The sequence below is a fragment of the Succinatimonas hippei YIT 12066 genome (assembly GCF_000188195.1).
In the GTDB taxonomy this organism is placed as follows: domain Bacteria; phylum Pseudomonadota; class Gammaproteobacteria; order Enterobacterales; family Succinivibrionaceae; genus Succinatimonas; species Succinatimonas hippei.
This window is the reverse complement of record NZ_GL831071.1, coordinates 38,387-51,533: the sequence shown is the minus strand read 5'-3', so window position 1 is coordinate 51,533 and position 13,147 is coordinate 38,387. Positions and strand designations below refer to the sequence as shown.

The following is a 13,147-nucleotide window of genomic DNA, read 5'->3' as shown; positions in this document are numbered from 1 at the left end:
AGGATCTATGTGCTTTTTTATGTAGATTTTTCAGGTATGAGTTTTAACCGCAGTTTTGCCGGAGCCGGACTTTTTATCCTGCCAGGCATTGCGGTACATGCGGGCGTAAGTGTAATTTCCGGACCTAACGAAATAGAGCTTGGGAAGCTCGGGAGCCTTTAACATAAATATCACCTTCTAGGTATATTATTTTACCTAGAAATTTAATAAAAAAAATGTGCTCAAGTTATAAAAAATACTTTAAAAACAATAAAATTAAATCCGGCAGGAGAAATTAAAAATCAGCTTTTTACCTAGACTGTAAATTTTGGGTAAAATCTCTTTTAGATTTCTCTGCGCAAATCATCCTCGTGCGGTTTGAGTGCTTCTTTTCTGCGGTTAGCTTCGGCAAGCTCATTATCATAATAGGACTTAGGATATTTCACGTTAAATAAATCCAGGCATTCCCGCTGTTTTTTGGACAAAACGGATTTAACACGTGCTCATGAGTGGCATTGAAGTAGTATTCTTTTATCCCGCGCAGTTCATCCATAATGCCGGTAAGAGTATGATGCGGCAGCTCCTGCCGTGATTTTCCCGAGCCTTCAAGTCTGCGGTATAAAAAAGCATACAGTGTAAGAGCGATGAATTCGATAAAGCATTTACTGCACAATGATTCTTCTGAGCTAACGCGCAAACGCTTAAGCTGTATGCAGTTTTTAAGCGTGGTAAAAGTATTTTCGATGCACTTGCGGCGGGTATAGGCCCGATAGTCAATAATGACAATCTTTATGTATCATGAATTAAAAAAATAAATCCAACTTTTGTATGCACTTTTTCCATGCGGATAATTTTTACAGCGTTGTTGAGAGCATTCAATCATGTTCGTAATGGGGCCTTTGAAGTACATAATATAAAGGACGGGAGCTGTCTTCGTCCGTTATCTGTCATTATGACATTGATTTACGACAGGGCTTAATCCTGTTTATTGAGGCCGTATTAGGCGACAGTGAGTTTTGTATAAATATTTACAGAAGTGTAGTTTTTTTGTAAAAACTGCACTGTAATTTTTAAGAATGAAAAAGTATTAAAGCAGAGGGAATATAGAAGGTAAAAAAAGAGAAAATAAAACCGGCGTATTGAGCGCCGGTTAATATAGTCATAATAAATTATTCGGAAGTGTTTTTTGCTTCTTTTGCTTTTTTGAGTCTCTCTGCTCGTTTGCAGGCAGCTGCTGTAAATAATACATCAGTCGAGCTGTTTAAAGCTGTTTCTGTTGAATCTTGAAGAACACCGATAATAAAACCAATACCGACAACTTGCATAGCAATATCGTTACCGATACCGAAAATAGAGCAGGCAAGAGGAATAAGCATTAAAGATCCTCCCGCGACGCCTGATGCTCCACAAGCACAAAGAACAGCGGAGATGCACATCAAAAGTGCAGAACCGAAATCAACTTCAATGCCTAAAGTATGTACCGCAGCCATAGTCATAATTACGATGGTAACAGCAGCTCCTGACATATTGATGGTACAGCCTAAAGGTATAGAAATTGAATATGTTTCACGCGGTAAATTGAGTTTTTCACATAATTCTAAATTGACCGGTAAATTTGCTGCAGAAGAACGAGTAAAGAAAGCAGTTACTGCACTTCTTGTAATACAAGTTAAAATTAGAGGGAAGGGATTTTCACGAGTAGCAATAAAGACAATAATAGCGTTAAGAACAAAAGCGATTAATAGCATTGTGCCGAGTAATACGCAGACTACGTGGACGTAGTTAAGCAGGTTGGTAAAACCGCCTTCGGCTGTACATGACGAATAAACCAAGCCCATAACACCTAATGGAGCAAAACGTATTACGATACGAACAACACCGGAGATGCTTTGTGCAAGATCTTCAAGTACTCGCTTAGTATTATCGTGGGCAGCTCTGAACATGAGACCTAAGCAGATAGCCCAAATTAATATGGCAATATAGTTGCCGTTAATCATGGCAGTAAAAGGGTTATCGATCGCTTGATTAATAAAATTAATGATAACTTCAGATACACCCTGAGGAGCAGATACATTATCAACATGCTCGGACAAAATATTAAAAGAGCTTGGGAAAATATAGCTCATCAATAAAGCTAAAGTTGCTGATAAAAGCATGCTGATGAAATATAAAGCAATAATAGGCTTCATATTTGACTGCTGTCCTTTTTTGTGACGAGCAATTGCAGATGAAACCAGGACAAAAACCAAGATTGGGGCAACAGCTTTTAGTGCTTTAACAAAAAGAGTTCCGAATGTTGGGATAATTGATTTGTCGTTCGGGAAAATAAAAGCAAGAAAGATACCAATTATTAATCCTATTACGATTTGAAGTATAAATGGAATTTTATTTAAAGTTTGTGATAAAGGAGCTCGTGGATTGATATTTTCTAACATTTTCTTTCCCTTTTGCTTAAAAGTAATTTTGTTAATTAAGATTTATTATAGTAGTTAAAAAATTTGTTATAAGCTAACCATGTACTAAAATAGTGCAACAGATCAAATAAAAAAGGCTTCAAATAATGAAGCCTTATTAAAATTTAAGAAAGTTAATGTGACATTACATATTTAACAAATTCAAGCTTAGTTTTATCATCTGCACTTTCATACATTTTTACTAATTGTCTAAAAGCAGCTGAACCCCTGTTAACAGCTCCGCCGTTAACTGAAGAGGTAGCAAGATTTGATTCTTGCTCGTATGAAACTTGGGGAGCAGCCATTGCCATATTAGAATGAGCAGCTCCGCTGTTAAGAATATTTCCTGAAGCATCAGCTTGAATAGTTGGAGCTCCATATGCGGTCATGCCTATACCGCGTTTTGAGCCTTCTACGTAGTTAGGGGCATACAGGCGGTTTAATGACATAAGATCTTGGCGATAATCACGCAAAATCGCAAAACCTGATTCAGATGTTAAGATGTAGTAACTTGCTTTACTTTCAGGAATAGCATTTCCGTCGAGATCTGTAAGCTGAATTTTTTGAGAACGGGCAAATTTGGATGCCTGATCTTCGTCGCGTGGTATCTCATACTTGAAAGTATAAGTTTCTCCGTCTTGAATATCGCTTATTTCGACAACGATAGGATCAGCCGCTTCAATCATTCTTCCTTCACTCATGGAGCCGAATTGTCCTTCAAAAAGCAGTACGATTTGATGGCGACCGGGAGAAAGAGTAATGGTTCTGTTAAATTTGCTATAGTTGTATTGGTTGGTTGAACCGTCAACTAATTCAATTGAATAGTAGGTAGGAACTTTAAATTGTGCATCAGCAAAAGCATTGGCTGCAAAAGTTAAAGCGCATGCTGTAACGCCTATTTTTAAAAATGAATTGAAATTAGTCATTTTCATCTCTCTTATTTTTGAATGAGCTGATCTTAGCATTTTTTTAGAAATCATACTCTGCACCTAGGACAAATTTGTCTTGAGCTTCGTATTGGACTGCATTTTCTCCGTATAGTTTCAACGGATCTGCGTTTAAATCTATTTGTGCTTCTGCAAATACTTTAAATGAAGGATTAATTTTGTAGTATAGGCTCAGATTTAAATCGGATACCGTAGCATCCCCATTATATGTTTGCAGACTGTATCCTCCTGCAATACCAATGCCGTTTGCAAAGGAATAATTTAAAGCCAAATCATAAGTGTAAATTTGATGCTTTAAATATTCATAATCAGTTCCAGTGAAAACAAAGGCCCCGTAGAGTCCTTCACCTAAAAATCCATACGATAGGGCAACACCATAATCATATTTATGTCCGGGACGATGGTTTTTGGAAAAATCTTTAATCTGTGCCTCAGAAAGGTTATAGTCATTTTTAAGCATCGGACTAAAGTAATTGTCCATGGCAATACTGGACTGACCTCCTTGATAAGTCAGGTCGTAATAGTCGATACCGTAGGCTATTGTTATTTTAGGAGTAAGTTTTCCCGATATGGCGATTCCGGCTGCGTTGCGTATGGAAAACGGTGTATCGTTTATATATTCATTTGCTGTTTGATAAGAGATACGCAGATCCCATCCTAATCCTGATAAAGAGTACATTATTTGACCGGGAAGCTGATCCCCCATGACAAAATAATCGTTGGCTCTTGTTTTTAGATAGTGATAGATATCAGTAGCTCCCGCTACGGTATAAAAAGCACCGTCTCCTGTGCCTGCAGTTAATGAGCCGTATTGGTAGGCATCAATTCCGACATATAGATATCTATTATGTGTTCGTCCTGAGGTAGTAGACGGCATATCCCACTCGCCCATCATAATAGCGTCAAGTCCATGGGTAAGCTTAGTTCTTCCGGCAATACCAAAACGCGTGGTGGCAACTATTGAATTATCGCCGGCCGCATTTGGACTGGGGTAATCAGGATAAGCTCCATCACCGTTCATAACTAATGCTTGAACTCTGCCGAAAACATCAAAAGAACTGTTTTCAGTTATGTAAACATTGGCAGAAAACGTGCAAAACGGCGTTAACAAAGATAATGTCAGAACGGAAAGTTTTAATGTTTTCATTTTTATTTTAACGGGTTAAAAATGAGTTTACTTAAATCTTCGATATTATCAGCTTTATAATCGCTGTTCCAAGTTGAAGCGTCACCGCATTCATTTTGACCGTAACCCCAAAGAGCGGCACAGCTTTTGCAACCGGCATTTTTGGCGGCCAGTATGTCGTTAAGATGATCTCCTACATATAAGCTTTGAGAGGGAGGTGTCTGAATTTTTTCAAGGGCTTTAAGCAGAGGTTCAGGATGCGGCTTTGAATGTTTTGTGCTATCACATCCTAAAACAAGACTTAATTTATTACTAAAGGTAAAACTAGAAAGCACTTTGTGCGCCATCTTTTCATATTTGTTTGTAATAACAGCTGTTTTTATTCCGTTTTGCTGAAGTTTTTCGAATAATGACTCAACACCGTTGAATTCTTGAGTTCGATCGCAGATATGAGAGGTGTAATATGCCGCAAATTCATTACGCATTGCTCCTTCAATATCAACAGAGCTGCGGAGATGTTCTGGTATTCCGAGTTTGAGCATTTCTCTCATGCCGGCAGTAACCTTGGTACGCAGAATATTTTCAGCAACAGGATTAAACCCGAATTTGATTAAAGTATGATTACATGCGTCCATTATGTCGTATGCCGTGTCAAGCAATGTTCCGTCTAAGTCGAAGAGTATTGCTTGAAACGGTAATTTATTAGATGCTTCAGCCATGAGATTTCTTTTTTCTTGTCTCTTAGATTATTAATTCCTATAATTATAAAGCATTTTTACTGAAAATCGCTGTATAACTACACCTTCAGCATTTGCGGCTTAAAGCTTAAAAACATATGAATTTTGCTTTATTTTTAATTTAAAGAGCAGTTTATTTTCACAAAAAGTGCATTTTTGTTCTATAAAGAATAAAGCTTATAATTTTCAGTAAAAGGCATTTGTATATTATATAGATATGCAATAGTTTAAGAACGGTGAACTATGTCTTATAAAGCAAGAATTAGAGAATTTGAAGCAAAAGTTGTAAAACTGAAAAACTCTATAAAAAATATTCCTGATTTTCCGAAACCGGGAATTTTATTCCGTGATGTTAGTTCGTTATGTCAAGATAAAGATGCTTTTGCTTTAAGTATAGACATGTTGTATGAGGCATTTAAAGACGAAAAAATAGATATGGTTGTTGCGGCCGAAGCTAGAGGTTTTGTTTTCGGAGCACCTCTTGCCCAGCGCCTTCATGCCGGTTTTGCTATGGCAAGAAAACCAGGTAAATTACCGCGTTCAACGCTTGAAGAGAGCTATGATTTGGAGTACGGCACAAGTACTTTGCAGATAACTGAGGATGCATTGCAAAGCGGACAAAGAGTGCTTATCGTAGATGATTTGTTGGCAACCGGTGGAACTGCTGAAGCCATGATTCGTTTGTGTAAACATTTTGATGTTGAGATTGTCTGTACTGCATTTGTCATTGAGCTTTTTGATTTGGGCGGGGCTGTTAAAATTAAAAATGATTACAATATAGAAACTTTTTCTCTAGTAGAGTTTCCGGGACACTGATTTATGTCAGAGAAGATAGGCGAATATCAGGCATTAGCGCGTAAATATCGTCCGCAAACCTTTGCAGATGTTGTAGGGCAAGATCATGTTTTAAGTGCTTTGTGCAATACTATTGACGCAAAGCGTATTCATCACGCTTATCTTTTAACGGGAACTCGCGGTATCGGTAAGACTACAATTGCCAGAATTATCGCTAAAAGCCTTGAATGTGAAACAGGAATAACGTCTAAACCTTGTCTGCAATGTGATGCCTGTAAAGCGATAGCTGCAGGAAATTATCCTGATGTTATAGAAATAGATGCAGCTTCTCAAACTAAAGTAGATGATACTCGTCAGTTGCTCGAGAATACTCAGTATCCTCCTCTTACTGGCAGATATAAGATTTATATTATTGACGAAGTGCATATGCTTACTAACAATAGTTTTAATGCTTTGCTTAAGACTTTGGAAGAGCCGCCTTCGTATGTGAAATTTATTTTGGCTACTACGGATCCTCATAAGATCCCTACTACGGTTTTATCTCGCTGTCTGCAGTTTCAGCTTAAAGCTTTAAGCGTTGATGAAATTAAAAATCGCATTATCTCGATTTTAGCAACAGAAGGTGTTCCTTGTGAAATAGAAGCAGCTCAGTTGATTGCACGAGCAGCTAAAGGGAGTATGAGAGATGCCTTATCGTTGTGTGATCAAGCGATAGCATTAGGATCAGGGGCTCTTGAAAGAAAGAGTGTTATAACCATGCTAGGTACTGCTGGGGATGGATTGATTGCTGAAATTATTGATCTGTTAGCTCCGGAAACTGAGGCCAATTTAGCTGGTGTTTTATCTAAATTCGCTCAGATTTCACCTAATTTTAAAGCAGTATTGGACGATCTTGCCATAGCCTTTCATGATTTGGCTTTGTATCAGATGATTGGTGATAACGCTCTTGGCGTATTTACATTACCACAGGATATTTTAAATACTTACGCAAAAGTTTTTTCACCTGAAAGTGTACAGCTTTACTATCAGATTGTTCTTGAGGGTATTAAAGAGTATTCTGCAGCTCCGGACGGTAAGAGTGCTTTTGAGATGACACTCCTGCGCCTTTTGGCTTTTTCACCTGAAAAAAAAAAGAATGGATAGGTGAAGACAATCCTATAACACCTGATTACGTATCATTACAATCTAAAACTTTACAATATCAGGTAGATAATTTGCCCAAACCTCCTACGGCAAATCATAAGCTAAATCTTGATAATGTTACTGCCTCTTTGAAGCTTCTTGCCGAAAATTCTGATCTTAAATCTGATGTGATAGTTAAGACATCAACTTCTACTAAAACACAAACTGAGACAGAAATATTATCGCCTGAAAGTAAAAATACCAGTGGAGTATTATCAGTTAAGGAAGGTTTAGGAAAAATAACTAGTGCTTCTTCTTTTGATAAGAAAGATCAAGATTTTTTATCATTGGCTGAGGATATAAACAATTATTTAACGGATATAACTTCAGCTTTGCAAATTATGCAAGATCACGAAGTCAATGTTAAAGAAGATGGAATATCCGGTCAGCTTGCTAAAATTACCTCTTTAGGAATCGAATTAGGACGTTCAGTACAACCTCAAGAATCAAGATCTTCTTATGCAAAAAATATGGTTGAGGATAAGGAGGTATTTTTAAATGATCCTTTTTCAGGCGGAGATGTTTCTGCCTTATCTTTAGTTGCTCCTCAAGAGGCCCCAATAGATCTGGATAATAGTCAAGAGTTAGAAGATAAAGATGATGACAATGGATCTTTATCTCTTTTGGACGTGTCGCATGATTCTATAAGTAAGTCTGAAAGCGAAGCTCAAAGTGCAGTAAATAATGAAGCATTAGAAGAGAAACAATCGGATAAAAATAGCGATAACTTTTTTATTGATGAAGATCTTGAGTATGCGCCCGATGAAGCAGAGCAGAAAAATAAACTTAAGAGTGAAATAATAGCAAAGGCACAAGAAATAAAATTTTCAAATGAAGGTTTAAATACTCAAGATGATTTTAGTTTAAAGCATATTAAGAGCGAAAACTCTTTTACAGATCATGGCGCAGCTTGCGAATATACATTAAAAACAATAGAAAGTGATCCTTTTGATGATGAATCACCGCTAAATTGCAAAGATATTATTTTTTCTGATTCGGATTTTGGTTGTAAATTAATTATTCCTAAAGGGAAAAATTATAGTAATACAAAATTACTAAAAGAAACTTCTAAGGAAGAAATTTTGAATTTTGCTTTAAAGCAAATTCAAAAGGCTGCTATTGATAAACGTGCTTTATATTTTAAAGAGCAAGATGTTTATAAAAAAGGTAATGATGCAGCTAATTTGCCTGTTTCAGAAAATAATGATTTATCAGATAAGCATGGTCAACAGATCCTTTTAAATGAGGCAGATGAAGTTGAAAACCAACAAGTAGATTCTGAAATTTCAGTTGATGATAGTGAAATAGATTACACTGATATGCCTCTTGATAATTCACAGGATATGTTGTTTTATGCTGATGTTGAAGATGCTGTTGTAAATGAAATTCAAGACGGCAATCCCGCGAAAGTCTCAAAACAGCAGGTTCAAAATGCTTATCAGCAAAGTTTTCAAAATCAATTATCTTTTAAAGGAAAACGCTTGCTAGAGCCCAATGATTTTTTAGATGAAGTAGCGAAAATTGATCCTTGGTATCAAACAATATTAAAAGCCGGTTATTCGTCAGGGCCGGATTTTGCAGCTTTACTGTACACTATTAGAAAACAAAATGAGGCGGATCCGAATAAGTGGATTATATATATAAGTGATGATTTTAAATTGTTGGCTACCGATCCAACTTGGAAACATAATTTAGTAACGAAGTTCTCAATATCCAACTCAAAACCGGTGGATATTGATATTGAGTTAACTTCTCAAGCTCCGGAAGGGTGCCCTTATTTACAGGCTTGTGCTTTGTTTATCAAACAATTAAATGCAACGAGAAATGCTTTATTGTCTAATCGTAAACTTACAGAGCTTTTAAATGATCTTGGTGAAGATTTATACAAGATGCGTATAGATTTATATACTGATGTTCACTAATGAGATAAATATAAAATAATAGGCCGCTATATGTTGTGCGGCCAAGGTTAGTATATCAAGTTAATATTAATTCCATCCGGATTCATCTTCTGCAGAAGAATTTAATTTCATTGAGTTCCAAATGCGATTGGTTATTCTTGATACTTTTGATGTAGGTGTCTGCGGAAAATATGCTTTTGAGTACATTTCATCGGTTAAATTGACATTAGGATTATTTTTTAAATTGTCAGAAAGCAAATTAATTGCTCCTTTTACCGGCAAAATGTATTTGATTTCATTGGAAACGCTGCTGGCCACATCATCTTTCATTAGATAATTAAACCACTTATAAGCATTATCTTTGTTTTTTGCTCCGCGCGGAATTGTCCAGCAGTCAAACCATAAAAGACTGCCTTCTTTGGGGAAAGTATATTCTATAGTGTAATTTTGATTGGCAAGAGCTGCGCGGTTGGCTGCTTGCAATATATCGCCAGAATATCCTATAGCTGCACAGATCTCTCCAGAAGCTAAATCATTGATATAACGCGAAGAATGAAAATATGCTACATTTGAAGCAAAAGCGGTTAATAAAGCTTTTGCTTCTTTATAGTCAGAGGATTTTTCTGATGCTGGATCTTTTCCTAAATAATGCATTACGGCAGATACTATTTCTATAGGCGAATCTAAAACAGCGATACCGCATTTTTTTAATTTATCCGAATTCTCTTTTTTAAAGAGAAAATCCCAAGAATCTACTTTATACTCAGGTCCGAAAATTTCAGCAATTTTTTCTTTGTTGTATCCTATTCCTAACGAAATTTCAGTGTAGGGATATGCGTAATCGTTATTCGGATCTAATGTTGCAAGCAGTTTCATGCGTTTTTCTTCCAAATGCGACCAATTAGGTATTTTGGTTTTATCAATTTTTTCAATCGCACCAGCTTTTGCTAAACGCGGTACATAATAGCTTGTCATCATACAAGCATCAAACCCTGAGCTGCCTGACAGAAGTCGTGCTTCTACCAGCTCATTGGAATCAAATAAAACATAGTTGGCATCTATTTTTGTTTCTTTTATAAAGTTATCAACTGTATCTTCAGCAATATAATCACTCCAGTTCCATATATTCAAATCCGCTGCAAAAACGCAAGAGGCTGAAGCTGTTAAAAGAGCAGCGGATAAGCAGTATTTTACGTTTTTCATTAATTGACCTCGTTTAAGCAAAATTTTTGAATTATAGGAAAATACTTGCTTTTGTAAATACTTATATAAGACAAGCTTTATAAGGCAAATACATTGACGATAGAAGAAAAAACACAGAAAGAGTATCGTCACTAAAGAATTTGCACTATGTCTTTACCGCTTATTTGCGGCAAAAAAATTTTGCATCATTATGATGCGAGAATCATTGTAACAAATTATTTCATTAACAGCCCAAAGTATGAAATCACAATTATTTTACAGCAGAGATCTTTAACAATATGGCAAAATTTGTTTGTAAAAGAATGTTCATAATTGATTGGCAATATAGATTATGTATCAATTTGTTAAAAAAAGATCAGCTCAAATAGCAGACAGAATTCAAGTGCGTAAAGTGCAGGTATGAGGCTAATGTCGACCACAATGCCGCACAAAACATATCAGAAGGGTAGGATTTGCCCGGATATCTCGACAAGAAAATCTCGTTGGATGTCGGCAGTAGGAACCAGCTGCAGCTTACAACAGTATTGTTGTTTTGCGGAAGGATCTCAGGCCTTTAGTCCGGAACGTCAATTAATTTGATCACGATGAGCTATGAATGAGTGGAATAGATGTCTTAGGACAGGTATGATGAGGATATCATGATTAAAAAAGAATAGTGAAATGACAGCATTAATTACATCATTTGTTAATCCTAAGGGCGGTAGCGGCAAAACTGTTGCGGCAGTTAATCTTGCAGCAGGTATTGCCGATCTTGCATATAAAGTTTTATTGGTAGATTTAGATGCTCACGCAAGTGCTTCGTTAGCTTTAGGTCTTAAAAAAGATCCCAAATTAGGTTTTGCCGGAGCTCTTATTGCAGATGATGATATTTATGACTTTGTTGAGAAAACCGCAAATACTAATTTGGATGTTATAAAAGCTTCTGATGATTTAGTGGCTGTTCAAGTGGCTCTTTATAATCAAAAAGAAGGATTTTTGACTTTAAAAAGAAAACTAGATGTTCTTAATAAAAATTATGATTATATTTTTATAGATTGTCCTTCGACTTTTGATGTTTTAACTCTCAATGCTTTATGCGCAAGTCACGCTTTTATCGTTCCTCTTCCTTGTGAATATTACTCCACATCTGCTTTAAGTACAGTGGTTGAGTATGTAAATTCTTTAGAAGAAAAAGGTCTTTGTCATGCTGTTTTGGCTGGGATTTTACGCAGTTATGGAAGCAATGGTGAATCTGTTTTAAATGAAATTCAAAATGAAGTAGTAAGAATATTTAGAAAAAATGTATTTAAAGCTATTATTCCCGAAGATAAATCTCTTGATGAAAGTATTATTTTAGGTCGCCCTCTTGTAACCGCCATGCCGGATAGTCCTGCTGCTAAGGCATTTAGAAAGTTATGCTCTGAATTTATTTATAAAAGTCCGTTTTGGCTTCGTCATAATTAATAAAAATATGCAGTAGTCTTTAAAGTTTTTATTGGTTAGGTTAAACTAACATAAGTTAGTTAAAACTTACAAAAGAGGTTTAAAATGAGTGCCATAACAGATATCAAAGCACGGGAAATTATTGATAGTCGCGGAAATCCTACTGTTGAGTGCGATGTGTTCCTTAAGTCAGGAGCATTCGGAAGAGCTTCCGTTCCGTCTGGAGCATCTACCGGAATACGCGAGGCTATAGAGTTGCGTGATGGTGATGCTAAACGTTTTGAGGGAAAAGGTGTTTTAAAAGCAGTTAATAATGTAAATACTAAAATTAAAGAAGCGCTTATTGGTCTTGATGCAACTAATCAGGTGTTGATTGATAAAACAATGATTGATTTAGATGGAACAAAAACAAAATCATCCTTAGGCGCAAATGCTATTTTATCAGTATCTTTAGCAGCAGCTAAGGCAGCAGCAAAAGAATCAGGTTTACCTTTATATAGATATTTTGGCGGCAGCTTCAAAATGAATATGCCGGTACCGATGATGAACATCATCAATGGCGGTGCTCATGCTAATAATAATCTTGATTTACAGGAGTTTATGATTATTCCTGTCGGAGCTCCATCTTTAAAGGAAGCGGTTCGTTATGGTGCTGAGACTTTTCATACTCTGCGTAAAATTATAAATGCAAAAGGAATGACAACCGCAGTAGGTGATGAAGGCGGGTTTGCTCCATCGATTAATTCTCATGAAGAAGCGATAGAACTTATCCTTGAAGCTATAACAAAAGCAGGATATGTCCCAGGTAAGGATATATTTTTAGGGCTTGATTGTGCTTCATCAGAATTTTATGAAGATGGCAAATATGCTCTTAAAAAGCAAGGAAAGAGTTATGAAATTGATGCTTGGATTGATATTTTAGAGTCATGGGTTGATAAATATCCGCTAATCTCTATCGAGGATGGTGCTGCTGAAGGTGATTGGCTCGGCTGGAAAAAACTTACTGATAGACTCGGTAAAAAATGTCAATTGGTAGGAGATGATCTGTTTGTAACAAATCCTGAGATTTTGCGTGAAGGAATAGATAAAAAAGTCGCAAACTCTATTTTGATAAAAATAAATCAAATTGGAACTTTAACGGAGACTTTTGAAGCAATTGAAATGGCTAAGCGAGCCGGTTATACAGCAATTGTTTCGCATCGTTCCGGAGAAACGGAAGACAACACTATTGCTGATATAGCAGTAGGTACCAACGCCGGACAAATTAAAACCGGTTCTTTGTCGCGTTCTGATCGTTTGGCAAAATATAATGAACTTATAAGGATTGAAGAAGAACTTGGCTCTTCTGTATGTTACGGAGGAAGAAATTCCTTCTATTCAATAAAACTGTAGTTCTTGTTTA

The 13,147-nt window shown here is 36.3% G+C and carries 11 protein-coding genes and 1 pseudogene; 6 read left to right on the top strand and 6 right to left on the bottom strand.

Annotated elements, in window-relative coordinates; genetic code table 11:
• Positions 1–421: 421 nt before the first annotated feature.
• The 5 genes from HMPREF9444_RS09765 to HMPREF9444_RS09745 form a co-directional block, all read right to left on the bottom strand.
• Positions 422–676: a hypothetical protein gene (locus HMPREF9444_RS09765; protein WP_040909517.1), complete on the bottom strand. Its 255-nt coding sequence runs from the start codon at positions 674–676 to the stop codon at positions 422–424.
• 472 nt (positions 677–1,148) lie between these two features.
• On the bottom strand, positions 1,149–2,414 hold the full coding sequence (sstT, locus tag HMPREF9444_RS09760; RefSeq protein ID WP_009144274.1) for a serine/threonine transporter SstT: 1,266 nt from the start codon (positions 2,412–2,414) through the stop codon (positions 1,149–1,151).
• Positions 2,415–2,566: 152 nt separating this feature from the next.
• Positions 2,567–3,358: a DUF2057 family protein gene (locus HMPREF9444_RS09755; protein WP_187363667.1), complete on the bottom strand. Its 792-nt coding sequence runs from the start codon at positions 3,356–3,358 to the stop codon at positions 2,567–2,569.
• Positions 3,359–3,401: 43 nt separating this feature from the next.
• Entirely contained in the window at positions 3,402–4,526 is a 1,125-nt protein-coding gene (locus tag HMPREF9444_RS09750) for a porin (protein WP_009144272.1), read from the bottom strand.
• Between the two features lie 2 nt (positions 4,527–4,528).
• On the bottom strand, positions 4,529–5,224 hold the full coding sequence (locus tag HMPREF9444_RS09745; RefSeq protein WP_009144271.1) for an HAD family hydrolase: 696 nt from the start codon (positions 5,222–5,224) through the stop codon (positions 4,529–4,531).
• 261 nt (positions 5,225–5,485) lie between these two features.
• On the opposite strand from HMPREF9444_RS09745, the gene HMPREF9444_RS09740 reads away from it, so the two are divergent.
• The 3 genes from HMPREF9444_RS09740 to HMPREF9444_RS09730 all read left to right on the top strand — a co-directional run bounded on the left by HMPREF9444_RS09740 (position 5,486) and on the right by HMPREF9444_RS09730 (position 9,141).
• Positions 5,486–6,058 (top strand): adenine phosphoribosyltransferase, encoded by a 573-nt coding sequence (locus HMPREF9444_RS09740; RefSeq protein WP_009144270.1) that lies wholly within the window; start codon positions 5,486–5,488, stop codon positions 6,056–6,058.
• A 3-nt stretch (positions 6,059–6,061) separates the two neighbouring features.
• Complete coding sequence (dnaX, locus tag HMPREF9444_RS09735) at positions 6,062–7,180, top strand: DNA polymerase III subunit gamma/tau (RefSeq protein ID WP_009144269.1); 1,119 nt, start codon at positions 6,062–6,064, stop codon at positions 7,178–7,180.
• 71 nt (positions 7,181–7,251) lie between these two features.
• On the top strand, positions 7,252–9,141 hold the full coding sequence (locus HMPREF9444_RS09730) for a hypothetical protein (protein WP_009144268.1): 1,890 nt from the start codon (positions 7,252–7,254) through the stop codon (positions 9,139–9,141).
• A gap of 66 nt (positions 9,142–9,207) precedes the next feature.
• Here the strand turns inward: HMPREF9444_RS09730 and HMPREF9444_RS09725 are convergent, their stop codons facing one another.
• Complete coding sequence (locus tag HMPREF9444_RS09725) at positions 9,208–10,323, bottom strand: polyamine ABC transporter substrate-binding protein (RefSeq protein ID WP_009144267.1); 1,116 nt, start codon at positions 10,321–10,323, stop codon at positions 9,208–9,210.
• Between the two features lie 377 nt (positions 10,324–10,700).
• Between HMPREF9444_RS09725 and HMPREF9444_RS11465 the strand changes: the two are divergent.
• From HMPREF9444_RS11465 to eno, 3 genes and pseudogenes are all read left to right on the top strand, one after another.
• A pseudogene (locus tag HMPREF9444_RS11465) lies at positions 10,701–10,772 on the top strand (hypothetical protein); the annotation flags it as partial.
• A gap of 211 nt (positions 10,773–10,983) precedes the next feature.
• Complete coding sequence (locus tag HMPREF9444_RS09720; protein ID WP_009144265.1) at positions 10,984–11,766, top strand: ParA family protein; 783 nt, start codon at positions 10,984–10,986, stop codon at positions 11,764–11,766.
• An 84-nt stretch (positions 11,767–11,850) separates the two neighbouring features.
• Positions 11,851–13,137, top strand: a complete 1,287-nt coding sequence (gene eno / locus HMPREF9444_RS09715; protein ID WP_009144264.1) for a phosphopyruvate hydratase — start codon at positions 11,851–11,853, stop codon at positions 13,135–13,137.
• The last annotated feature ends 10 nt before the right edge of the window (positions 13,138–13,147 follow it).